The 21866-nt window shown below is 61.8% G+C and carries 20 protein-coding genes, 1 tRNA gene and 1 pseudogene; 15 read left to right on the top strand and 7 right to left on the bottom strand.

Annotation, left to right across the window (positions count from 1 at the left end; genetic code table 11):
- Positions 1-42 precede the first annotated feature (42 nt).
- From HX805_RS11645 to HX805_RS11635, 3 genes are all read left to right on the top strand, one after another.
- Positions 43-510: an FAD/FMN-containing dehydrogenase gene (locus tag HX805_RS11645; RefSeq protein ID WP_177036239.1), complete on the top strand. Its 468-nt coding sequence runs from the start codon at positions 43-45 to the stop codon at positions 508-510.
- Positions 507-1196, top strand: a complete 690-nt coding sequence (locus tag HX805_RS11640; protein WP_003215915.1) for an energy-coupling factor ABC transporter permease — start codon at positions 507-509, stop codon at positions 1194-1196. The genes HX805_RS11645 and HX805_RS11640 overlap by 4 nt, the downstream gene beginning before the upstream one ends.
- A gap of 65 nt (positions 1197-1261) precedes the next feature.
- On the top strand, positions 1262-1477 hold the full coding sequence (locus HX805_RS11635) for a hypothetical protein (protein WP_003215917.1): 216 nt from the start codon (positions 1262-1264) through the stop codon (positions 1475-1477).
- On the opposite strand, the gene yacG is transcribed toward HX805_RS11635, so the two are convergent.
- From yacG to HX805_RS11615, 4 genes are all read right to left on the bottom strand, one after another.
- Positions 1474-1674: a DNA gyrase inhibitor YacG gene (gene yacG / locus HX805_RS11630; protein WP_003215918.1), complete on the bottom strand. Its 201-nt coding sequence runs from the start codon at positions 1672-1674 to the stop codon at positions 1474-1476. The two genes, HX805_RS11635 and yacG, sit on opposite strands and share 4 nt — an antisense overlap.
- Entirely contained in the window at positions 1671-2294 is a 624-nt protein-coding gene (coaE, locus tag HX805_RS11625; RefSeq protein ID WP_003215920.1) for a dephospho-CoA kinase, read from the bottom strand. The genes yacG and coaE overlap by 4 nt, the downstream gene beginning before the upstream one ends.
- On the bottom strand, positions 2291-3097 hold the full coding sequence (locus HX805_RS11620) for an A24 family peptidase (protein WP_256348127.1): 807 nt from the start codon (positions 3095-3097) through the stop codon (positions 2291-2293). Before HX805_RS11620 ends, coaE begins: the two co-directional genes overlap by 4 nt.
- Before the next feature lie 68 nt (positions 3098-3165).
- Positions 3166-4374, bottom strand: coding sequence for a type II secretion system F family protein (locus HX805_RS11615; protein ID WP_218167328.1), 1209 nt, complete (start codon positions 4372-4374; stop codon positions 3166-3168).
- Between the two features lie 201 nt (positions 4375-4575).
- Here HX805_RS11615 and HX805_RS11610 point away from each other — a divergent pair, with 201 nt between their 5' ends.
- From HX805_RS11610 to HX805_RS11595, 4 genes are all read left to right on the top strand, one after another.
- Entirely contained in the window at positions 4576-4989 is a 414-nt protein-coding gene (locus HX805_RS11610) for a pilin (RefSeq protein WP_087694624.1), read from the top strand.
- Between the two features lie 86 nt (positions 4990-5075).
- Positions 5076-6485, top strand: coding sequence for an O-antigen ligase (locus HX805_RS11605; RefSeq protein WP_177116876.1), 1410 nt, complete (start codon positions 5076-5078; stop codon positions 6483-6485).
- A 39-nt stretch (positions 6486-6524) separates the two neighbouring features.
- A tRNA-Thr gene (locus HX805_RS11600) sits at positions 6525-6597 on the top strand.
- Between the two features lie 136 nt (positions 6598-6733).
- The gene (locus tag HX805_RS11595; protein WP_008437299.1) at positions 6734-7039 is read left to right on the top strand and encodes a DUF6388 family protein; all 306 of its coding nucleotides are present in this window, start codon (positions 6734-6736) and stop codon (positions 7037-7039) included.
- A gap of 134 nt (positions 7040-7173) precedes the next feature.
- On the opposite strand, the gene nadC is transcribed toward HX805_RS11595, so the two are convergent.
- Positions 7174-8022, bottom strand: coding sequence for a carboxylating nicotinate-nucleotide diphosphorylase (nadC, locus tag HX805_RS11590; protein ID WP_008437288.1), 849 nt, complete (start codon positions 8020-8022; stop codon positions 7174-7176).
- 282 nt (positions 8023-8304) lie between these two features.
- Here nadC and HX805_RS11585 point away from each other — a divergent pair, with 282 nt between their 5' ends.
- The 5 genes and pseudogenes from HX805_RS11585 to HX805_RS32590 all read left to right on the top strand — a co-directional run bounded on the left by HX805_RS11585 (position 8305) and on the right by HX805_RS32590 (position 14112).
- On the top strand, positions 8305-10464 hold the full coding sequence (locus HX805_RS11585; protein WP_087694621.1) for a DUF1631 domain-containing protein: 2160 nt from the start codon (positions 8305-8307) through the stop codon (positions 10462-10464).
- A gap of 61 nt (positions 10465-10525) precedes the next feature.
- Positions 10526-11089 (top strand): 1,6-anhydro-N-acetylmuramyl-L-alanine amidase AmpD, encoded by a 564-nt coding sequence (gene ampD / locus HX805_RS11580; RefSeq protein ID WP_177116875.1) that lies wholly within the window; start codon positions 10526-10528, stop codon positions 11087-11089.
- Entirely contained in the window at positions 11086-11922 is an 837-nt protein-coding gene (gene ampE, locus HX805_RS11575) for a regulatory signaling modulator protein AmpE (protein WP_003215936.1), read from the top strand. Before ampD ends, ampE begins: the two co-directional genes overlap by 4 nt.
- A gap of 192 nt (positions 11923-12114) precedes the next feature.
- Positions 12115-13206 (top strand): annotated as a pseudogene (locus tag HX805_RS32595) (methyl-accepting chemotaxis protein); the annotation flags it as partial.
- Entirely contained in the window at positions 13183-14112 is a 930-nt protein-coding gene (locus HX805_RS32590; protein WP_371135982.1) for a methyl-accepting chemotaxis protein, read from the top strand. The pseudogene HX805_RS32595 and the gene HX805_RS32590, both read left to right, overlap by 24 nt.
- Positions 14113-14144: 32 nt before the next feature.
- Here the strand turns inward: HX805_RS32590 and HX805_RS11565 are convergent, their stop codons facing one another.
- Positions 14145-14921 carry a TatD family hydrolase gene (locus HX805_RS11565; RefSeq protein ID WP_177021849.1) on the bottom strand — a complete coding sequence of 259 codons (777 nt, stop codon included), beginning with the start codon at positions 14919-14921 and terminating at the stop codon, positions 14145-14147.
- A gap of 5 nt (positions 14922-14926) precedes the next feature.
- Positions 14927-15922 (bottom strand): catabolite repressor/activator, encoded by a 996-nt coding sequence (cra, locus tag HX805_RS11560; RefSeq protein ID WP_003215943.1) that lies wholly within the window; start codon positions 15920-15922, stop codon positions 14927-14929.
- Positions 15923-16216: 294 nt separating this feature from the next.
- Between cra and ptsP the strand changes: the two genes are divergently transcribed.
- The 3 genes from ptsP to HX805_RS11545 are packed head-to-tail and all read left to right on the top strand — an operon-like array spanning position 16217 to position 21720.
- Complete coding sequence (gene ptsP / locus HX805_RS11555) at positions 16217-19075, top strand: phosphoenolpyruvate--protein phosphotransferase (protein ID WP_177116874.1); 2859 nt, start codon at positions 16217-16219, stop codon at positions 19073-19075.
- A complete protein-coding gene (gene pfkB, locus HX805_RS11550; RefSeq protein ID WP_003215949.1) occupies positions 19076-19996 on the top strand; it encodes a 1-phosphofructokinase in 921 nt (306 codons plus the stop codon).
- Between the two features lie 11 nt (positions 19997-20007).
- Positions 20008-21720 carry a PTS fructose-like transporter subunit IIB gene (locus tag HX805_RS11545; protein WP_003215951.1) on the top strand — a complete coding sequence of 571 codons (1713 nt, stop codon included), beginning with the start codon at positions 20008-20010 and terminating at the stop codon, positions 21718-21720.
- The last annotated feature ends 146 nt before the right edge of the window (positions 21721-21866 follow it).

Raw genomic sequence — 21866 nt, 5'->3', positions numbered from 1 at the left:
GACTGGCCACTCGACAGTTTCCCGTGGCATGAGGAGTATGCAGTGAAGGGTTTTGTGGTGCTGTTCTTGAGTCTTTTGCCCGTGTGGGCCCAAGCCGTCGAAGTGGGTGAGCGCGTTGCACCCTGGACGTTGCTTGATCAGTTCGACCAGGCCTACACCCTGGATGACCAGGCGCAAACCTTGCTCGTAGCGCGCAGCATGGACGCCGCCAAGATCGTCGATGCGGCGCTGCAAGGCCAGCCCAAGGGTTACCTGGAGGCTCGGCATGCGGTGTTTCTCGCCGATATCCAGCGCATGCCCCGGCTGATCGCGAAGATGTTCGCGGTGCCGGCGATGCAGGCCTACAACTATCGCGTCATGCTCGACCGCGATGCCCGTGTAAGCCCGCGCTATCCCGCACCTGTGGATAAAGTGCTGTGGCTGCAACTGGATCACGGGACGCTGGTGGCGCAGCACGAATACGACTCCGCCGCTGAACTGCGCCAGGCCCTGGAGCAGGTGCAGCCGTGATCAGCGCAGCGGTGTTGGCGCCGGAAACCCTCAGCATCGGCTGGCTGCTGTATGCGCCGGTGGTGATGTGGGCGCTCCTGCGTTCGCCGTGGGTCGAGCTGTTTGCCGACCGCCGACGCCAGCACTTGCTGTTCGGCACCGTATTCGCACTGTTCATGTTGTGGTTGGTGCGCCGGGATTTCGACACCGGGGTGTCCTACCACTTCATCGGCATGACCGCCGTGACCTTGTTGCTCGATTGGCCCCTGGCGATCGTCGGAGGCTTTGCCGCGCAAATCGGCCTGGTGTTGCTCGGCCGCCAGGACCTGGCCGCCGTGGGGATCAACGGCATGCTGCTGATCCTGTTGCCGGTGCTGGTCACCGAAGGCTGTGCGCTGCTGGTGGAGCGGGCGAAGCCACGCAATCCCTTTGTGTATATCTTCTGTTCGGGCTTTTTCGCCGCCGCACTGTCGGCCTTGTTGTGCCTGCTGGCAGGCCTGGGCTTGCTGTGGTTCGATGGCCGTTTTGCGATGCCGGAATGGATCGAGGATTTTGTCGGCTACTTGTGGCTGATCATTTTCCCCGAGGCCTTTATCAACGGCATGGTGATCAGCGCCCTGGTGGTGTTCTGCCCCGAGTGGCTGGAGACATTCAACCGCACTCGCTACCTCTCGGCGCCCTGGAAGGATGACGATCCGCGGCCTTGATCCAGGTCAAATGCCGCACGCGCAAGTGGTCGCATGCTCTGCAAAATTTCCAGGAGCACGGAATCATGAGTGTGTACGAGTGGGCACGGCAGGAGTTACGCAGAAGCCAGGACGCGGCGCAGGAAATCGGCTTTGACCCGGGCTTGACTCTGCGCGCCATGCTCAGTGCGGTGGTGCAGCAGAGCAAGGGCGTGCGCAGTTTTGAAGACCTGGCCGACGAGTTGCAATACCTTGCAGAGAATCTCGACGACCAGCAGGACTATGGCTTTATGCGGCCTTAGTGTTTGGGCTGAAAGTCTTCGGAGAACAGGTCGTCCTCGGCGTCCGGACTGACCGGGATCTTGTGTTCCTCGGACGCCCAGGCGCCCAGGTCGATCAGTTTGCAACGGTCCGAACAGAAGGGACGGTTGACGTTTTCTGCTTTCCATTCCACAGGTGCGCCGCAGGTTGGGCATTCGACGTTCAAGGGTTGGCTCATGATCGGCCTCCACGCAAAGTAAGGTAAAAGTGGTGCAGTCGCTCGACCTCGGCGTGCAGCCGGGCCAGGTCCTGGTCATTGACCAGCACGTCATCGGCATGGCGCAGGCGGTCTTCACGGGTGGCCTGGGCCTTGAGAATCGCCTGCACCTGCGCTTCGCTGATGCCATCGCGTTGCAGGGTACGCTGTATCTGCAGCGATTGCGGCACGTCGATCACCAGCACCCGCTGGGTCATGGTGTACTGGCCGGACTCGATCAGCAGTGGTGACACCAGGATCGCGTAAGGCGATTGTGCACGCGCCAGGTGGCTGCGAATCTCCTCGGCGATCAGCGGGTGCAGCAACGCCTCCAGCCAGCGGCGCTCGTCGGGCACTTCGAAGATCAGCTTGCGCAACGCGCCGCGGTCCAGTTGCCCGTCAGGCTGCAGCACATCCGCACCGAAATGCCCGGCAATCTGCGCCAGGGCAGGGCGCCCGGGTTCGACTACCCAGCGCGCGGCGTGGTCGGCGTCAATCAAGTCCACGCCAAGCCGGACGAAGTGTTCGGCGGCCGCGCTTTTGCCACTGCCGATGCCGCCAGTGAGGCCAAGAATCCAGGGTGTTGCAACAGAAGTGGTCATCTGAAACCGACAGACTGCAAATAGAAGTCGGTTATTTGACCACCCCAGAGCAATGCAATCCAGCCGGCAATTGCCAAATACGGACCAAAAGGCATTGGAGTGGATGCGTGGGCTTTGCGCAGGCGCAATAGAATCAGGCCTCCCATCACACCCACCAGGGAAGACAGCAACAGCGTCATCGGCAGGATCTGCCAGCCGCCCCAGGCACCGAGCATGGCCAGCAGCTTGAAATCCCCGTGCCCCATCCCGTCCTTGCCGGTAATCAGCTTGAACACCCAGAACACCGACCACAGGCTCATGTAACCGGCTACCGCGCCCCACAGCGCATCGTGCAATGACACAAAAACGCCAAAGCTGTTGAGGATCAGGCCCAGCCACAGCAACGGCAGCACCAGCACATCCGGCAGCAGTTGGTGGTCTGCATCGATCAGGCTCATCGCCAGCAAGCCCCAACTCAACAACAACACCGCTCCGGCTGCCCAGCCAAAACCGAAATGCCAGGCGACAACCGCCGAGATCAGCCCGCACGCCAGTTCGGTGATGGGATAACGCGCGCCAATAGGTTGATGGCAACTTGAGCAACGTCCCTTGAGCAGTACATAACTGAGCAGCGGAATATTCTCCCAGGGGCGAATCGGGTGGTTGCAACGCGGGCAGCAGGAGTTTGGGTGCATCAGGTTATAGGGCGCGGCGACAGGCTCGGCGGGAAGGCCAAGGACCTCATGGGCCTGGGCTCGCCATTCGCGCTCCAGCATCTTCGGCAGGCGCCATACCAGCACGTTGATAAAACTGCCGACAATCATGCCCAGCAGCAACGCGCCTGACACAAACACCCACGGCTGATAAACGAGGATCTCAGTCAATGGCGTGCTCAAAAGGCTGTACCGAGTTGAAAGATCGGCAGGTACATGGCCAGCACCAATGCCCCGACGATGCCACCCAGTACCACCATGATCAGCGGCTCCATGAGGCTGGTAAGGTTGTCCACCAGGTTATCGACGTCAGCCTCGTAGTGGCAGGCGACTTTTTCCAGCATGTTATCGAGGGTGCCCGACTCCTCGCCGATAGCCGTCATCTGGATCGCCATGCCTGGAAACAGGCCGCTTATGGCCATGGATTCATTCAGCTGGATTCCGGTTGCAACGTCGTGCCGCATACGATTGATTGCCTGTTTGAACTGCCCGTTACCCGTGGCGCCGGCCACGGAATCCAATGCCTGCACCAATGGAACGCCCGCCGCAAAGGTGGTCGAGAGCGTGCGAGCATAGCGGGCGACCGCCGATTTTTTCAGCAGTGTGCCTGCCACGGGAGCTTTCAACAAACTGGCATCGAGCCAGTGGCGAAAGCCTGTGGACGAGCGATAGGCTTTGCGCATTCCTGCGAAACCGGCACCCGCGGCCAGGATCAGCATCCACCAGCTTTGCTGCATGAACTCCGACAGGCTGATGACGCCCAGGGTAAAGCCCGGCAGTTGTGCATCGACGCCGGCAAACAACCCCTGAAACTGCGGCACCACGTGAATCAGCAGGATTGCGCTGACAGCGGTGGCGACTGCCAGTACCGTCACGGGATAGGTCATGGCCTTCTTGATTCTGGCTTTCAGCTGTTCGCTTTTTTCCAGGTGAATGGCCACCCTTTCCAGCAGCGCTTCGAGTGCGCCCGCCTGTTCACCCGCCGCAACCAGGTTGCAGTACAGATCATCGAAGTAGCGTGGGTATTTCTGCAAGGCGACAGCCAGGCTGCTGCCGGCGGCGATCTCCTGCTTCAAGCCTTGTACCAGCGCCCCCATATGCCGGTTGTCGAAGCCCTCGGCGATGATATCCAGCGCTTGTAAAAGTGCGATACCTGCCTTCAGCAGCGTCGCCAGTTGGCGGGTGAATAGGGCGATCTCTGCCGGTTTGACCGGCAGGGAGAGGCTCGGCCAACTGGCGAATTTCTTGCGTACGCGCCCAGGATTGATACCTTGCTGGCGCAGCAGTGCCTTGATCAGGGCGGGATTGTGACCACGGGTTTCTCCGGATACCTTGCGCCCTTTGCGGTTGACGCCTTCCCAGGCATAGATCGCTGAAACATTATTCATTTCACGGTTCCGCACACAGACAGTGGAAGATTTATAGCTTAGTCAGGTGACGGATTCGGGCAGGCTCGCCGTGAGCGAAAAAATGTCAGTTTGTGCGTCTTGTTCAGCATTGGTTGCGCGGGGGTGAGTACACTGGCGCGGTTGCCGAGACGGGGTGCAGGATGCGCCTCGCGAAAGGTTTTATTCTGGAGAGTGAATGTGATGCGTCAGAAAGGTTTTACCTTGATCGAATTGTTGATCGTCGTGGCAATCATCGGCATTTTGGCCACCATCGGCCTGCCCATGTACACCAAGCACCAGGCCAAGGCCAAGTTCACCGCAGGGCTGGCCGAAGTCTCCGCGTTGAAGGCGGGCTTTGAAGACACGCTGAACCAGGGGACGCCACCGACCCTGGCGTTGATTGGCGGGACCAGCCCAACGGCCAACTGCAAGATTGACGTGACCGGCGACATCGCCACCGGTGCTGGCACGATTGCCTGTGAAATCCTCGATGCACCCGCGCCGGTCCTGGGCAAGATCATCACCTTGACCCGTAGCGCCACAACCGGCTGGAAGTGCACCACCACGGCAGAAGACCAATACGCCGCTAAAGGTTGTGCTTCCGGCGGCGCGTGATCATCAGGTCGTCTACTGTTTACGCAGCAAGGAAGAGCGTGTGTGTAAACCGCTCTACGCCCATCACAAGGAAGTAGAGGTTGCCGATGACGTCGTCTGTCCAGCAGCGGGGGAACATATTCCTCGTCGTGGTTATGTGTCTGCTGATGCTGGCTATCTGCGCGCCGTTCAGTAGCCATGACTGGCAACGTGCGGTGCAGATATCCGTGGGGCTGTGTGCGGTGGTGTATGGGCTGTGCTTGCCACGGGCAGAGCGATGCGTAGACAGGTCGACAGCGCTCGGGGTGTCGCTGATCGGGGGCGCGGGGCTGGTTTCGGCCCTGTTGGCCCACCAGCCACTCTGGGCGTTGACCGAGCTGGCGCTGCTCATCAGTTGTTGCGCCACTGCTGTGGCTTTCAGCCGGGCCAGGCGCAATGGGGATGAGTCCCTGGATCGTGTATTGGTCCTGTTCGTATTGCTGCTGTGCATGGTTAAAAGCATTCAATATCTGCACGCCGGGGTCCTCGCCTTCACCAGCGGCGAAGCAATCGTGAATACCGATTTGCTGTTGTCCGGGTTCTCCAATAAACGTTTCTACGGTCAGTTCCAGACCTTCACCCTGCCGCTGCTGGCGCTTCCCTTGCTGGTTTCAAACGTCGCTCGTCCAGCGCGGGGCGCAGTGTTCGCCCTGCTGTGTGTCTGGTGGCTGATCGCGATCGGTGGCGGTACCCGCGGCACCTGGCTCGGTATGGGCGCTGCCGGCTGCGTGCTGATGTTCCTGGGGCCGCAGGGGCGCCGTTGGCTGGGCTGGCAGTTGGCGGCACTGGCCTGTGGGTTAGTGTTGTATTGGTTGGTCTTCACGGTGCTGGCAGGGTACTTGGGGATTGTAATTTCCAATGGTGCCGTAGATCGACTGACCACCAGCCTTTCGGGGCGTGGGCCTATATGGTGGCAGGCCTGGAGCATGATTATCGAGCGGCCCTGGCTGGGTTTCGGGCCGATGCATTTTGCCGACATCGCCAATGACATTGCCGCTCACCCTCACCAGGCGATTCTGCAGTGGGCCAGCGAATGGGGCGTACCGTCGACGCTGTGCGTGATCGCGTTGGTCGCGTGGGCGGGTTGGTCAACCTTGGACGTGTTGCGTAAGCGTGCGTTGTCATTGGCGCCCGTGGACCTGCTGCGCCTGTGCCTGTTTGCCTCGCTGATCGGTGCACTGACCCAGGCACAGGTGGATGGGGTAATCGTGATGCCGGTGTCGCAACTCTGGCTGGCGCTGGTGGTTGGCTGGCTGATGGGATTGCATGTGTGGCGCGTTCCATCGGTCGCCCCGGTACCGGCGTTGTACAGGGTGTGGATGGCAGCGAGTGTCGTGGCCGTCGGCTTGCTGGTGTTCGTCGCGATTCGTGATGTGCCCCGACTCAAGGAGCGCAGCGAGCGCTACATGGGCCTGGGCAACGGTCACCTGCAGCCACGCTTTTGGGTGCAAGGTGTGATTGCCCTCGAAATGCAGTGAGTTGCCGGACGTCCAAGGCAGTGCTAGCTTTAGCCCACCGCCCGTGTAGCTCAGCCGGTAGAGCAGCGCACTCGTAACGCGAAGGTCGCAGGTTCGATTCCTGTCTCGGGCACAAAGGCAACACAGTTTTCAGATGATCCCAGAATGGTTCTGAAGGCCAGACGAACCGGTATTCATGCCTGTTCTTTTGTATCTGCGCGACCTTGATGACCCAGATGCATCCCCATTCCTCGATCTAAGAGAACGACATGACCACACAAGAAATGACCCAGGAAGCGCGGCACGAAGCAGCCCTCAAAAAGTACGTCGCGGAGTCGCCGGAACTGCTGGATGAGATCAAGGACCTGAGCGCCGATGATCAAAGGGACCAGATCCAATGGGCGTTTGAGGATGAGGCCGAGGCCCAGGGCCTGCAGCCATGGGAACTGACCCTGAAGTACACCTCCACCCCCGAAGCGTTCGAGGCGGCTCGCCTGGCTTTGCACAAGGAAGCGGCCGAGGTGCTGGGTGTCGACTGGAATGAGTATTGCGGGATGAACAATCTCGCGATCTGACACAAGTTTGATGTGGCGAGGGAGCTTGCTCCCGCTGGGTTGCGAGGCGACCCCAAAAACCTTGGAAGCGCTGCGCACTCCAGCGGGAGCAAGCTCCCTCGCCACAAAAGCAGGCGCTTACATTCAAGGGCGTTTCAGAGACTAAGCCGCATCGACAAATCCACCGCCTTCACATCCTTGGTCATCGCCCCGATGGAGATGTAGTCCACGCCGGTTTCAGCGATGGGCAGCAGGGTGCTTTCGTTGATCCCGCCACTGGCCTCCAGCTTGGCTTTGCCGTTGTTCAGGCGCACCGCTTCGCGCATGTCATCCAGGCTCAGCTCATCCAGCATGATGATATCGGCGCCCGCCGCCAGTGCCTCACGCAGTTCCTCCAGGCTTTCCACTTCGATTTCCACCGGCTTGCCCGGGGCGATCTTGTGGGCGGCGCTGATGGCCTGGGCAATGCCGCCGCAGGCCGCGATATGGTTTTCCTTGATCAGGAACGCGTCATACAGGCCGATGCGGTGGTTGTGGCAACCGCCGCAGGTCACTGCATATTTTTGCGCCAGGCGCAGGCCGGGCAGGGTCTTGCGGGTATCCAGCAGCTTGACCTGGGTGGACGCGACAAAGTCCGCCAGGTATTGGGCGCGGGTGGCAACGCCTGACAACAGTTGCAGGAAATTCAGCGCGCAACGCTCGCCACTGAGCAGCGAGCGGGCCGGGCCTTCGAGGTGAAACAGCGCCTGGTTGGGGCTGACACGTTCGCCGTCGCGCACCTGCCAATGCACCGCGACGCGTGGGTCCAATTGGCGAAACACCGCTTCCACCCAGGCCGTGCCGCTGATGACGGCGGCGTCGCGCGTGATGATCGTGGCCTTGGCCAGGCGTTCGGCGGGGATCAGTTGTGCGGTGATATCCCCGCTGCCGATGTCTTCCAGCAGTGCGCGACGCACGTTGGCTTCGATTTCGGCGGTCAGGTCGGCTAGACGAAGATTGGGCATAACAGGCTCCACAAACAAAGTGCCTGGATTATAGGGGCAGGGCGGGCCTGAACCCAAGGCAACTGGCACCACGGGTGCGGTGCGCGATGTTCATTTACACGGCAATCACAGAGTTCGCTGGCGCAACAACCCTCATTTGCAAGATAATCTCGCGCCTTGCAATTGGCGTCATAGCTTTGACGTCACGGTGATAGCCCGATTTTCGCAGTGCCCCGGCGTGCTTCGCGCCGTTGCTGCACCGATCCTTCACACAATCGAATACCGCCGTTTCAGGAGGCCAGGATGCACAATGACGGGAAGGTGGTGCCGATCAATAAGGCACGGGCGACGCCATCGCCGCTCGCCCGCCTGCCGGTGGTGTTGCTCCAGGTCCGTGACAAGGCGGCGCAGCAACTCAGGCAGGGACTGCAGGAGCTGTTTGATAACGCCGACGACACCCTGTTCGAAATGGCCGACAAGACCCGCAGTAACGTCGACCACGGTATTTTCTTTGAAGCCATGCGCGACCTGCGCCTCAAGCGCAAGAATTTCGAGCGTGGCTTCATGGAGCAACTCTACGAAGCGTTTGCCAATCTTGGCAACGTGGAGCGCGGTGAGCTGCAACTGATTCCGGTGGTGTCCTACACCGCGGCGCCCGGGGTCTCGGGCGATGAGCTGGAAAAAGCCGTCGCGCTCGAGGCCATGCTGGGCAAGGTGCTGCGCCGTGACGGGCTCGCCCTTGGGCAATTGACAGCCCGGCTGAATGCCTTGCTCGACAAACGCCTGGATGATCGGGACAACCCCCTGGGCCCGGCAATGCTGTGCGCGTTTTTTCTGCAAGCAGGACGCAGCCTTGGCGTGGAAATCCGGGTCAAGCTGATCATTCTCAAGCTGTTTGAGAAATACGTGCTCAGTGACGCTGATCTGTTGTACGGCGAAGCCAATCAGTTGCTGATCGCCACTGGCGTATTGCCCGAACTCAAGGCCGTGCCATCGCGGCGCGCCGTCGCCACGGCCGAGTTGCCTGAAGACACCCCGCCGATTGCCGGACACCCGGCAGACGACAGCGGCCAGGAAGTTTTCGCGGCGTTGCAGGAATTGCTGTCGGCAGTGCGCGGCAGCGTGGCACCCACGCTGGAAGCCAGCGCCGAGACCCAGCCCATCTCCACCCGTGACTTGCTGCGCCTGCTCTCCCATTTGCAGCAATATGTGCCTGAGCCTGAGGTCGAGGACGATTTCGACCTGCGCAACCAGCTTGAACAATTGCTGACCCGGGTCAGCGTCAAGAGCGGCAAGTCGCGGGTGGTGGAGGATGCGGACGAGGATGTGATCAACCTGATCGCCATGCTGTTCGAGTTCATCCTCAATGACGGTACGGTGCCCGAGTCCCTCAAGGCGCTGATCGCCCGCCTGCAGATCCCGATGCTGAAAGTGGCGGTGCTGGACAAGAGTTTTTTCAGCCGCACCAATCACCCGGCGCGACGCTTGCTCAATGAAATCGCTTCGGCGGCCATGGGCTGGAGCCAGCGCGACGATTATCAGCGCGACAGCCTGTACCTGCACATCGAGCAGGTGGTGCAGCGGTTGCTGAACGATTTTGTGGATGATCCGGCAATCTTTTCCCAGTTACTGACCGAGTTCACCGCGTTTACCCATGACGAGCGACGCCGCAGCGAATTGCTGGAGCAACGTACCCGCGATGCGGAAGAAGGGCGCGCCCGTACCGAAATCGCTCGTCAGCGTGTAGCCGAAGCCCTCAATCTGCGGTTGCTGGGCAAAGTACTGCCCGAGGTCGTGGTGCAGTTCCTGCAACAGGCCTGGAGCCAGGTGCTGTTGCTGGCGTGCCTGAAGCATGGCGAGCACTCGCCACAATGGCTGGCCGGGTTGCGCACCATGGACGAGTTGATCTGGAGTGTCGGCCTCAGCGAAGACACCGAAGCCGGCCGGCACCTGCTGGAGCAGTTGCCAGGCTTGCTGAAAGCCTTGCGCGATGGGTTGAGCGGCGCGGCATTCGATCCCTTCATTACCCGGGAATTTTTCACCCGCTTGCAAACCCTGCATGTCCAATCGTTCCGGGGCAGTGCCGAGGAACAACCGTCGCTGTCGCAAGTCGAGGTGCGCGAGGCATTCGTCCTCAGTCCCGCGGCACCGGCCATCGAGGCGAGCCTGCCGGAAGATGATCCCGACCTGCTCAAGGTTCGCCAACTGCGGATCGGTTGCTGGGTGGAATTTCAGGAAGACGCCGAAAACACCCTGCGTTGCAAGCTGACGGCGATTATTGCGCCGGGCAATACCTGTATTTTCGTCAATCGAACCGGCCTCAAGGTATTGGAAAAAAATCCGCTTGAACTGGCCCTGGAGTTCAAGCGTGGCGCGGTGCGAACCCTGGATGATGCGCTGTTGTTCGACCGCGCCCTGGCTTCGGTGATTGGCAACCTGCGCCAACTTCATCGCGCCAAGTGATCGCAACCAGACAGCGGAACGCGGCATACTGAGTCACCCCAGCCTCGTTCAAGGAACCAGTATGCAGTTGGACCCCACCAGCGGTTGGTGCCAGGGCATTCGCCATTGCCCCTCGCCCAACTTCAACGAGCGCCCCGGTGGCGAGATTTCCCTGTTGGTGGTGCACAACATCAGCCTGCCACCGGCGCAATTCGCCACCGGCAAGGTGCACGAGTTTTTCCAGAATCGCCTGGATGTCACGGAACATCCCTACTTTGAAGGTATTGCCGACCTACGGGTTTCTGCGCATTTTCTGATTGAGCGTGATGGCGCGGTGACGCAGTTTGTCTCGTGCCGGGACCGGGCCTGGCATGCCGGGGTATCGAGCTTCGAGGGGCGTGAGACGTGTAACGACTTTTCCCTGGGGATCGAGCTGGAGGGCACTGATGACCTGCCCTTCACCGATGCCCAGTATCAATCCCTGATCGCCCTGACGCGCCAGTTGCTGGCGGCGTACACGGGCATTACCCGCCAGCGCATTTGTGGCCATAGCGATATCGCCCCGGGACGCAAGACCGACCCCGGACCCGAATTTGATTGGGCGCGCTTTCGCAGCGCCTTGCAGGATGGAGGACACGCACAATGAGTTTTCTGGTGTTGGTGCTGGCGGTATGGATCGAGAAGTTCTCGGCCCTGCGTCACCGAATACAACGTGATGGCGGTTGGTTGCGGGAACTGGCCAAGCTGGAGTCGAGCGCCAGCCTGGGCAAGCAGCCGTGGCTGATCCTCACATTGCTGGTGCTGCTGCCGGTGGCCTTGCTTGCGTTGTTGTTGCTGGTGCTGGAGCCAGTGGCCTATGGCCTGTTGGCGCTGCCGGTGCACTTGCTGGTGGTGATCTACAGCCTGGGCCGTGGCGATCTCCTGGCCGGATTGGGCCCGTTCCGTGATGCCTGGCGCCGGGGTGACCTGCAAGCGGCCGAACATGTGGCCGAACGTGACTTGAGCATCAGTGCCGACAGTGGTGAGCAGTTGCTGGAGCGGGTCCAGGGCCATCTGTTGTGGCAGGCCTACCAAAGCTTCTTCGCGGTGATTTTCTGGTACTTCCTCCTCGGGCCGGTGGCCGCCCTGGCCTACCGTCTGCTGGCGCTGGCGACCGAGAACAGCAAGAACCCGCTGGTGGCCGAGCGTGCCGGGCAGTTGCGCCATGCCTTCGACTGGTTGCCGGTACGTTTGCTGGCGGCGAGTTTTGCCTTGGTCGGCAACTTTGTGGCGGTCGGCCGGGTGATGCTGCATGAGCTGCTGAGCTGGGACATCAGTGCTGCGCAACTGGTGGAGAAGGTGGGCCTGGTGGCCGCGGAGATCCCGCCACCGGTGGTAGGCGCCGAGGGCATCAACAGCCTTGATCGTATCTGGGAGTTGCTGCTGCGTGCCGCCGTGCTGTGGTACGCCGGCTTTGCCATCTGGACCGTGCTGCCCTGATTTGCCTCCCTGTAGGAGCGGGCAAGCTCGCTCCTACCTCGTTAACCTTAAGTTACAAACCTCCTTTTCGAATTGAGCTATACAGACAGAGCGCCAAATAGTGGCTATCTGCCGCCGCCCTGCGCCCTCAATAAAAATAAAAGAAAAGGGAGTTCACCTGTGAAGAGCTTGCTCTATCCCGCCGTCGCGTTCATGAACCGCCTGACCTTCGGCATGAAGTTCAGCCTTATCAGCGTGCTGTTCCTGTTGCCGATGCTGGCCACCAACTACTACCTGGTGCGCGATTCCTGGCGAGAATTCCAGGGCACTCGCATCGAGCTGCAAAGCCTCGACCTGCTGGGCAGCAGCCTGGCCCTGCGCCGCGACCTGGAAACCCTGAACAACCAGGTACAGATCAACGCAACCCTCGGCCAATCAGGCAAGGCCGGTGATATCGAAAACAAAATCACCGCCCTCGAAGACAGCCTGCTGCAGCGCCTGCAAAGCTTCCACGCCCTGTCCGCCGACCCAGAACAGGCCGCCGCCTTCGAAGCCAAGCGCGATGAAATGATCGCCGCCTTCAAGGCCCAGCAACAGGAAACTTCACTGCTCAGCAAAAGCGCGCTGATCGGCAAACTCCTCAACAAGGCGCAGATGCTCAGCCAGATCATCGCCAGCCAGTCGGGTTTGAGCCGTGACCCCCAGGGCGACCTGCGCCAACTCAGTGAACTGATCACCAGCGTTACCCCACAAGTCACCCAGACCCTGGGCGAAGGCCGGGCCATGGGGGCTTATTCGTTGGGCCAGGGTTTTCTCAATTCGTCGTCCAGCACTCGTTTTGACGAGTTGCTGCAGCAACTGGAAAAGCTCCAGGCGGAATACGGCCTGAAACTGCAGGATGCCCTCGGCTCCAGCAAGCCCGCCCACGCAGCATTGGCGAGCCTGGCGGACGCGAGCAAGGCCAGCCTCAAGCAAGGCAGTGAGTTGTTCGAAGAGCAGGTCGTCATGGCCGAAACCCTCGACGCCCCATGGCAAGACTTCTACGACGACGTCAGCACGTTGATGGCCAAGACCTATCAGCTCGACGAAGCCACCCTGACCTTTCTCGAGCAGCAACTGGAGCAACGCCTGTCGGAAAACCGCACGCACATGATCGGATTGGTGGCGGCACTGGCGTCGGTGTTTTTGCTGATCTTCTATTTGTATGCCGGTTTCTACGCCTCCACCCGCACCACCTTGCGCCGCCTGGGGGCGACGATGGACAAGGTGGCGGCCGGTGACATGACCGTCACCTTCATCGCCCACAGCCGCGACGAACTGGGGGATTTGGGCCAGGTGTTCAACGCCACCGTGGCCAAGATCCATGACCTGATCGAGCGGGTAGGGCACACCGTCAACCAGGTCGAACACCAGGCCGGACAAGTGGAGTCAGTCTCGGCCAGCAGCAACCAAGCCGTGTCCGGCCAACGCAGCCAGATCGAGCAAGTGGCGACCGCCATGAACCAGATGTCATCCACTGCCCAGGAAGTGGCGCGCAGCGCGGCGGCGGCGGTCAGCAGCGCTCACAGCGTCAACGATGAAACCGTCAGCGGACGCGGCCTGGTGCAGTCCCAGCAAGGCAGTATCGCGGCGTTGGCTTCGGAGATCGATCAATCGGTACGGGTCATCAACCAATTGGCCATCGACAGCCAATCCATCAGTCGCGTGCTGGAAGTGATCAAGAGCATTGCCGAACAGACCAATCTGCTGGCGTTGAATGCCGCCATCGAGGCCGCGCGCGCCGGTGAGCAAGGACGCGGTTTCGCCGTGGTGGCCGATGAAGTGCGCACTTTGGCCCGGCGCACCCAGCACTCCACCGAAGAGATCGAGCAGATGATTGCCAAGCTCCACAGCGGTGTCGGCGCTGCGGTGAAGGCCATGGGCACCAGCCACGAGATGGCCAATGGCACGGTGGGGCAGTCGGAAAAAGTCCAGCAGGCCCTCGAAAACATCCTCGGCGCGGTAGGCATGATCGTCGACCAGAACCAGCAGATTGCCGCCGCCGTCGAACAGCAGACTGCCGTGGCCCATGACATCGATCAGAACATCGTCGAGATCAATCGCGCCGGTGAACATGCAGCGCAGGGCGCGCACCAGACTGAAGAGGCCAGCCGGCAGTTGTCCTTGCAAGTGATCGAGCTGAAGCAGTTGATCGGGGCCTTTCGAGTGTGAGGCATGGCCAGGCATGCATCGGGGATGGGCCCCTACCAGTTGAACAGCTCGCAGGCAGTGCGGGTGCTCGCCTCGGCCAGCGCTGAGGAGCTGATGCCCATACGCTCCGCCAGGGCGGCGCAGATGTCTGGCAGGTGTTCGGGGCTGTTGCGCTGGCCGGGGTACATCACGGGGGCCATGTCCGGTGAGTCGGTTTCCAGTACCACGCTTTCCAGCGGCAGCCGGGCGATCACCTTGTGCATGCGCAGGGCTTGCGGCCACGTGGCCGCGCCGCCCAGGCCCAGTTTGAAGCCGAGCTTGATGTACTCGCGGGCCTCTTCCTGGCTGCCGGCAAATGCGTGGATGATTCCGCCCCGTGGCAGCCGAATGCGCTTGAGAGTGGCAATCACGGCAGCGTGGCTGCGGCGCACATGCAGCAGCGCCGGCAGTTGGAAATCCACCGCCAGCTTCAGTTGCGCTTCAAACAGGCTTTGCTGGCGTTCGCGGTCCAGCTGTTCGAGGAAATAATCCAGGCCGATTTCGCCCACCGCGCACAGTTGCCGGTGGCCGTTCAGGCGGGTCAGCCAGTCGCCCAGTTCCGTCAGGTCGGCGGGGCGATGGTGGTCGAGATACACCGGGTGCAGGCCGAAGGCGGCGAATAAATCCGCGTCGGTTTGCACCAGGTCCCACAACCGTTGCCAATTCTGCTGATAGACCCCGAGCACCACCATCCTGCGCACGCCCAGGCGGCGACTGCGGCTCAGGACTTCGCGGCGGTCCGTATCGAAGTCCGGAAAATCCAGATGGGTGTGGCTGTCGATCAGCTCCACACCGCTTACTCCGAGTGAATCCGCTGCTTGAACGTTCGGCCGATGGCATGCACGCCGGGTTCGTAGTGCTGTTCTTCAATGGCCGCCAGCGCCAGGCGCAGCGCGGTGTCGGCAATCAACTGATGCTGCTGGGCCATGGCATTCACCGGCAGCGGCAGGAAATCCAGCAGTTGGGTGTCGCCAAACGTCCCCAGTCGCAGTGGCCGGGATTTGAGCGGGAAGTCATGCAGCGCGTCAAACACCCCTTGCAGCAGGACGTAGGACGTAGTCACCAGTGCGTCAGGCAAATGCCCCAGGCTTTGCAGCAACTGCTCCATCAGCTGTCGGCCACAGTCGCGGCTGAACGACTCGCCTTGTTCGATCAGCACTTCGCCGCTGAAGTCTTTCAGCGCTTGCTTGAAACCGGCGGTACGTTCCTGGCTGATGCTCAGCTCTGGCCGCGCGCCGATCAACACGATCTGCTTGGGCAGCGGGTGCAGCAGGCTGCTGGTCAATTGCTGGCAGGCCTGGCGATCATCGCTGACCACCGAGCAAAACTGCGTAGACTCCATCACCCGGTCGATGGCGATCACCGGCAAACCCTTGGCTTGCAGTTCGCGGTAGCTGTCGTCGGTGGCCGGCAGGCAGCTGGCGACAAACAGCGCATCGCAACGGCGGGCGCGGAACAGTTGCAGCAGTTGCCGCTCACTGTTGGCGTCGTCGTCGGAGCTGGCGATCAGCAATTGATAGCCGCGGGCACGGGCGCCTTGCTCGAGCAGCTTGGCGATGCGTGCGTAACTGGGGTTTTCCAGGTCCGGCAGGATAAAACCCAGGGTACGGGTGTGCCGGCTGCGCAGCCCGGCGGCCTGGGGGTTGGGCGTAAAGCCATGTTCTTCAACCACGGCGCGCACCCGTTCGACGGTTGCGCTGCTGATCCGTTGCTGTTCGGCCTTGCCATTGATGACGTAGCTGGCGGTGGTCACAGACACACCGGCAATGCGCGCGATATCACTGAGTTTCAAACCGGGATTTCCTTGTTTTTTAGAGCTTGCCCCGACATTTTGTCCAATCGTAACCGATTACTGCAGGCGACCATTGTCGCAACTCAATAGCCGAGTGGCTCTTCAATCATGGGGAATTAACGCGTAATCTGCCATAAATTCTAGATTAAACGTTTCAGCAAGCGTATTTTTACGATTATCGCGACGAGTGTGGTCCTGTCAACTGACCACTCAGTCAATTTTATTCGAACGCTTTTGCACTGATTTATTCAAAATAATACCTAGTGCGCCCGCCGCACTAACTAGGAGAACGGCATGCTTGAGCTCACCCACGAGCAGATATCCATGGGCCAGACGGCTGTGGATAAGTCTGCTGCCTTGCAACTGCTCGCTGAAAAACTGGTGGCCGATGGCCTGGTCGCCGAGGGTTACCTCAGTGGCTTGCAAGCGCGTGAAGCCCAAGGCTCGACCTTTCTCGGCCAGGGTATCGCCATCCCCCACGGCACCCCCGAAACACGCGACCAGGTGTTCGCCACCGGCGTGCGCCTGCTGCAATTTCCCGACGGCGTGGATTGGGGCGATGGCCAGATCGTCTACCTGGCGATCGGCATTGCCGCCAAATCCGACGAACACCTGCGCCTGCTGCAACTACTGACCCGTGCCCTCGGCGAGACCGACCTGGGCCAGGCCCTGCGTCGCGCCAGTTCTGCCGAGGCCTTGCTGAAACTGCTACAAGGTGCGCCGCAGGAGCTGGCGCTGGACGCACAGATGATTGGCCTGGGCGTGTCGGCTGATGATTTCGAAGAACTGGTGTGGAGAGGCGCACGCCTGCTGCGCCAGGCCGATTGCGTGAGCAATGGCTTTGCCGCCGTGCTGCAACAAGTCGACGCGCTGCCCCTGGGCGATGGCCTGTGGTGGCTGCACAGTGAGCAGACGGTGAAGCGTCCCGGCCTGGCCTTCGTCACCCCGGACAAACCCATGCGTTACCTGGGCCAGCCCTTGAGCGGCCTGTTCTGCCTGGCCAGCCTCGGCGAGGCCCACCAGACCTTGCTCGAACGCCTGTGTGCCTTGCTGATCGAAGGCCGTGGCCAGGAACTCGGCCGCGCCACCAGCAGCCGGGCCGTACTGGAAGTGCTCGGCGGTGAACTGCCAGCCGACTGGCCAAGCGTGCGCATTGCCCTGGCCAACGCCCACGGGCTGCATGCGCGCCCGGCGAAGATCCTCGCGCAATTGGCGAAAAGTTTTGCCGGTGAAATCCGTGTGCGCATCGTCGATGGAGACGTCGGCGCGGTATCGGTAAAAAGCCTGAGCAAGTTGCTCAGCCTCGGTGCGCGTCGCGGCCAGGTATTGGAGTTTGTCGCTGAGCCAACCATTGCCGGTGACGCCTTGCCCGCCTTGCTGGCGGCAGTGGAAGACGGCCTCGGCGAAGAAGTCGAGCCGTTGCCGGCAGTCAGCGCCCAACAAGCCGTGGCCGAGATCGAACCGGTCATCAGCGCGCCAGTGTCCGGCAGCCTGATCCAGGCCATTGCCGCCGCACCCGGCATTGCGATTGGCCCGGCGCATATCCAGGTGCTGCAACCTTTCGAATACCCGCTGCGCGGCGAGTCGCCGGTGATCGAGCGCCAGCGCCTGCACGCGGCATTGACCGACGTGCGCCGGGACATCCAGGGCCTGATCGAGCGCAGCAAATCCAAGGCCATCCGCGAGATCTTCATCACCCACCAGGAGATGCTCGACGACCCGGAACTGACCGACGAAGTCGAGACGCGCCTCAAGCAGGGCGAAAGCGCCGAGGCCGCGTGGATGAGCGTGATCGAAGCCGCCGCCAAACAGCAGGAATCGTTGCAGGACGCCTTGCTCGCCGAGCGCGCTGCCGATCTGCGTGACATTGGCCGCCGCGTGCTGGCACAACTGTGCGGCGTCGAAACCGCCCAGGAGCCGGACGAACCCTACATCCTGGTGATGGACGAAGTGGGTCCCTCGGACGTGGCGCGCCTGGACCCGGTGCGTGTCGCCGGCATCCTCACTGCCCGTGGCGGCGCCACCGCCCACAGCGCCATCGTCGCCCGTGCTTTGGGCATTCCCGCGCTGGTGGGTGCAGGCCCTGCTGTATTGCTGTTGGCTTCGGGCACGCCGTTGTTGCTGGATGGCCAGCGCGGTCGCCTGCATGTGGACGCCGACGCCGCCACCTTGCAGCGCGCCACCGTCGAACGCGACACCCGCGAACAACGCTTGAAAGCCGCCGCCGCGCAACGCCATGAACCGGCCCTGACCCGCGATGGCCATGCCGTCGAAGTATTCGCCAATATCGGCGAAAGCGCCGGGGTTGCCGGCGCGGTGGAGCAGGGCGCCGAAGGCATCGGCCTGCTGCGCACCGAACTGATTTTCATGGCCCACAAACAGGCGCCCGACGAGGCCACCCAGGAAGCCGAATACCGCCGCGTGCTCGACGGCCTGGGCGGTCGGCCGCTGGTGGTGCGCACCCTTGATGTGGGCGGTGACAAACCGCTGCCTTACTGGCCGATCGCCAAGGAAGAAAACCCCTTCCTCGGCGTGCGCGGCATCCGCCTGACCCTGCAACGCCCGCAGATCATGGAAGCGCAATTGCGCGCGCTGTTGCGTTCGGCAGACAACCGTGCACTGCGCATCATGTTCCCCATGGTTGGCAGTGTTGACGAGTGGCGCCAGGCCCGGGACATGACCGAGCGCCTGCGCCTGGAAATCCCGGTGGCCGACCTGCAACTGGGGATCATGATCGAAGTGCCGTCGGCCGCGTTGCTGGCGCCGGTACTGGCCAAGGAAGTGGACTTCTTCAGCGTCGGCACCAACGACCTGACCCAATACACCCTGGCCATCGACCGTGGCCATCCGACGCTGTCGGCCCAGGCTGACGGCCTGCATCCGGCGGTGTTGCAACTGATCGACATCACCGTGCGCGCCGCCCATGCCCATGGCAAATGGGTCGGCGTGTGCGGCGAGCTGGCAGCCGACCCTTTGGCAGTTCCGGTGCTGATCGGCCTGGGAGTGGATGAGCTGAGTGTGTCTGCGCGCAGCATCCCCGAGGTCAAGGCACGGGTGCGTGAATTCAGTCTGAGCGAGGCCCAGGGCCTGGCACAAAAAGCCCTGGCGGTGGGTTCTCCCGCCGAAGTGCGTGCGCTTGTGGAGGCCGTGTAAATGGCAAGGATTTTAAGCCTGACGCTGAACCCGGCGTTGGACCTGACGGTGCGCCTGGCGCGCCTGGAACCGGGCGAGGTCAATCGCAGCGAAGCGATGATCACCCACGCTGCCGGCAAGGGCGTGAACGTCGCGCAGGTGCTGGCGGACCTTGGTCATCAGGTGACCGTGGGCGGCTTTCTTGGAGAGGACAATCCCCAGGCATTCGAGATGCTGATTGCCCGTCGCGGTTTCACCGATGCCTTTATTCGAGTGCCGGGCGAAACCCGAAGCAATATCAAGATCGCCGAGCAGGACGGGCGGGTCACGGATGTCAATGCGCCGGGCCCGTTGGTCAGCGAGCAGGCGCAACACGCACTGCTTGAGCAACTGGCGCGGATTGCTCCGGGCTACGACGCCGTCGTCGTGGCCGGCAGCCTGCCACGCGGCATCACCCCTCAGTGGTTCCAGGGCCTGCTGCAGCAACTGAAAAACCTCGGCTTGAAAGTCGCCCTGGACACCAGCGGCGAAGCGCTGCGCGCCGGATTGAACGCCGGCCCGTGGTTGGTCAAACCCAATACCGAAGAACTGGCCGATGCCCTTGGTCATTCCACAGATGCCATCCGCCAACTGCATCGGCAAGGTGTTGAGCATGTGGTGGTCTCCGACGGTGCCGCAGGCGTGAGCTGGTACAGCCCGGAAACGGCGCTGCACGCTACCCCGCCCAAGGTAACCGTGGCCAGTACCGTAGGTGCCGGCGACTCGCTGCTGGCCGGGATGCTTCACGGTCTGCTCAGTGGCGACACGCCGGAGCAGACCCTGGGCCGCGCCACCGCCATTGCCGCGATGGCGGTCACGCAGATCGGCTTTGGCATCACCGACGAAGCGCAGCTTGAGACTTTGCAGAGCGGCGTCCACGTGCGGCCGCTGACAGAACAATAAGAGGGTTGGTCATGAAGTTAGCCATTGTTACTGCCTGCCCGAACGGCATGGTCACCAGTGTGCTGTGCGCCCGCTTGCTGGATGCCGCCGCGCAACGCCAGGGCTGGAGCACCAGCGTCGAAGTGGTCGACGTGCAGCATCCGGAACGCCAATTGTCGGCGGCCACCCTTGAAGCCGCCGAGTGGGTATTGCTGGTCAGCAGCACGCCGGTGGACATGCAGCGTTTTGTCGGCAAACGCGTATTCCGCAGCACGCCCGCCCAGGCGTTGCAGGATGTGGACGCGGTGTTGCGTCGCGGAGCCGAGGAGGCCCAGGTGCAGGTAGCTGACGCGGCACCGGCGAAAAGCACGCCGCGTATCGTCGCGATCACCGCGTGCCCGACCGGCGTCGCCCACACCTTCATGGCTGCCGAAGCGTTGCAGCAAACCGCCAAGCGCCTCGGGTATGACTTGCAGGTGGAAACCCAGGGCTCCGTGGGCGCCCGCACGCCGCTGAGTCCCGAGGCGATTCGTGACGCCGACGTGGTGCTGCTCGCCGCCGACATCGAAGTCGCCACCGAGCGCTTTGCCGGCAAGAAAATCTATCGCTGCGGCACCGGGATCGCGCTCAAGCAATCCGAGGCGACCCTCAACAAGGCGCTGGCCGAAGGCAAGCAGGAATCCGCTGCCAGTGGTGCCGCTGCCAAACCGGAGAAGACCGGTGTCTACAAACACTTGCTCACCGGCGTGTCGTTCATGCTGCCGATGGTGGTGGCGGGCGGTCTGCTGATCGCCCTGTCATTCGTGTTCGGCATTCATGCCTTTGAAGAAAAAGGCACTCTTGCCGCCGCGCTGAAAACCGTCGGCGACCAGGCGTTCATGCTGATGGTGCCGCTGCTGGCGGGTTACATCGCCTACTCGATTGCCGACCGGCCTGGATTGGCCCCCGGCATGATCGGTGGCCTGCTGGCCAGCACTTTGGGCGCGGGGTTTATCGGCGGTATTTTTGCCGGTTTCCTCGCCGGCTACTGCGTCAAATTCATCAGCCGCGCGATCCGTTTGCCCCAGAGCCTGGAAGCCCTCAAGCCGATCCTGATCATCCCGTTGCTGGCGAGTCTGTTCACCGGCCTGGCGATGATTTACCTGGTAGGGCCGCCGGTGGCGAAGATGCTCACCGGCCTCACGGATTTTCTCAGTACCATGGGCACCACCAACGCCGTGCTGCTGGGCATCTTGCTGGGCGGCATGATGTGCGTCGATCTCGGTGGCCCGATCAACAAGGCAGCCTACGCGTTTTCCGTCGGCCTGCTGGCAGCGCAAAGCGGTGCCCCCATGGCCGCGACCATGGCTGCCGGCATGGTGCCGCCGATTGGCATGGGCATCGCCACCTTCCTGGCGCGGCGCAAGTTCGCCCAGACCGAGCGTGAAGCCGGCAAGGCCGCGCTGATCCTCGGCATGTGCTTTATCTCTGAAGGCGCGATTCCGTTTGCTGCCAAGGACCCGCTGCGGGTAATCCCGGCAAGCATCGCCGGCGGTGCGCTGACCGGTGCGCTGTCGATGTATTTCGGCTGCAAGCTGATGGCGCCCCATGGTGGATTGTTTGTGATGCTGATCCCGAATGCGATCAACCATGCGCTGCTGTACCTGCTGGCGATCGTGGCGGGCAGTTTGTTGACTGCCGTGGTGTATGCATTCCTCAAGCGCCCTGAGACCGTAGAACTTTCTGTCGCACCCGCCCAGGCATAACGCGGTTCATGTAGGAGCTGGCTTGCCTGCGATGCAGGCACCTCGGTGTGTCAGCGCAACCGAGATGAGGCTATCGCAGGCAAGCCAGCTCCCACATTTGACCTCCGTGAGCAATAAGGCCGGTGTCATAACTCGTTCATCCCGTC

Source organism: Pseudomonas sp. G5001 (assembly GCF_013385475.1).
Taxonomy (GTDB): domain Bacteria; phylum Pseudomonadota; class Gammaproteobacteria; order Pseudomonadales; family Pseudomonadaceae; genus Aquipseudomonas.
This window is presented reverse-complemented; position numbering and strand designations above follow the sequence as displayed.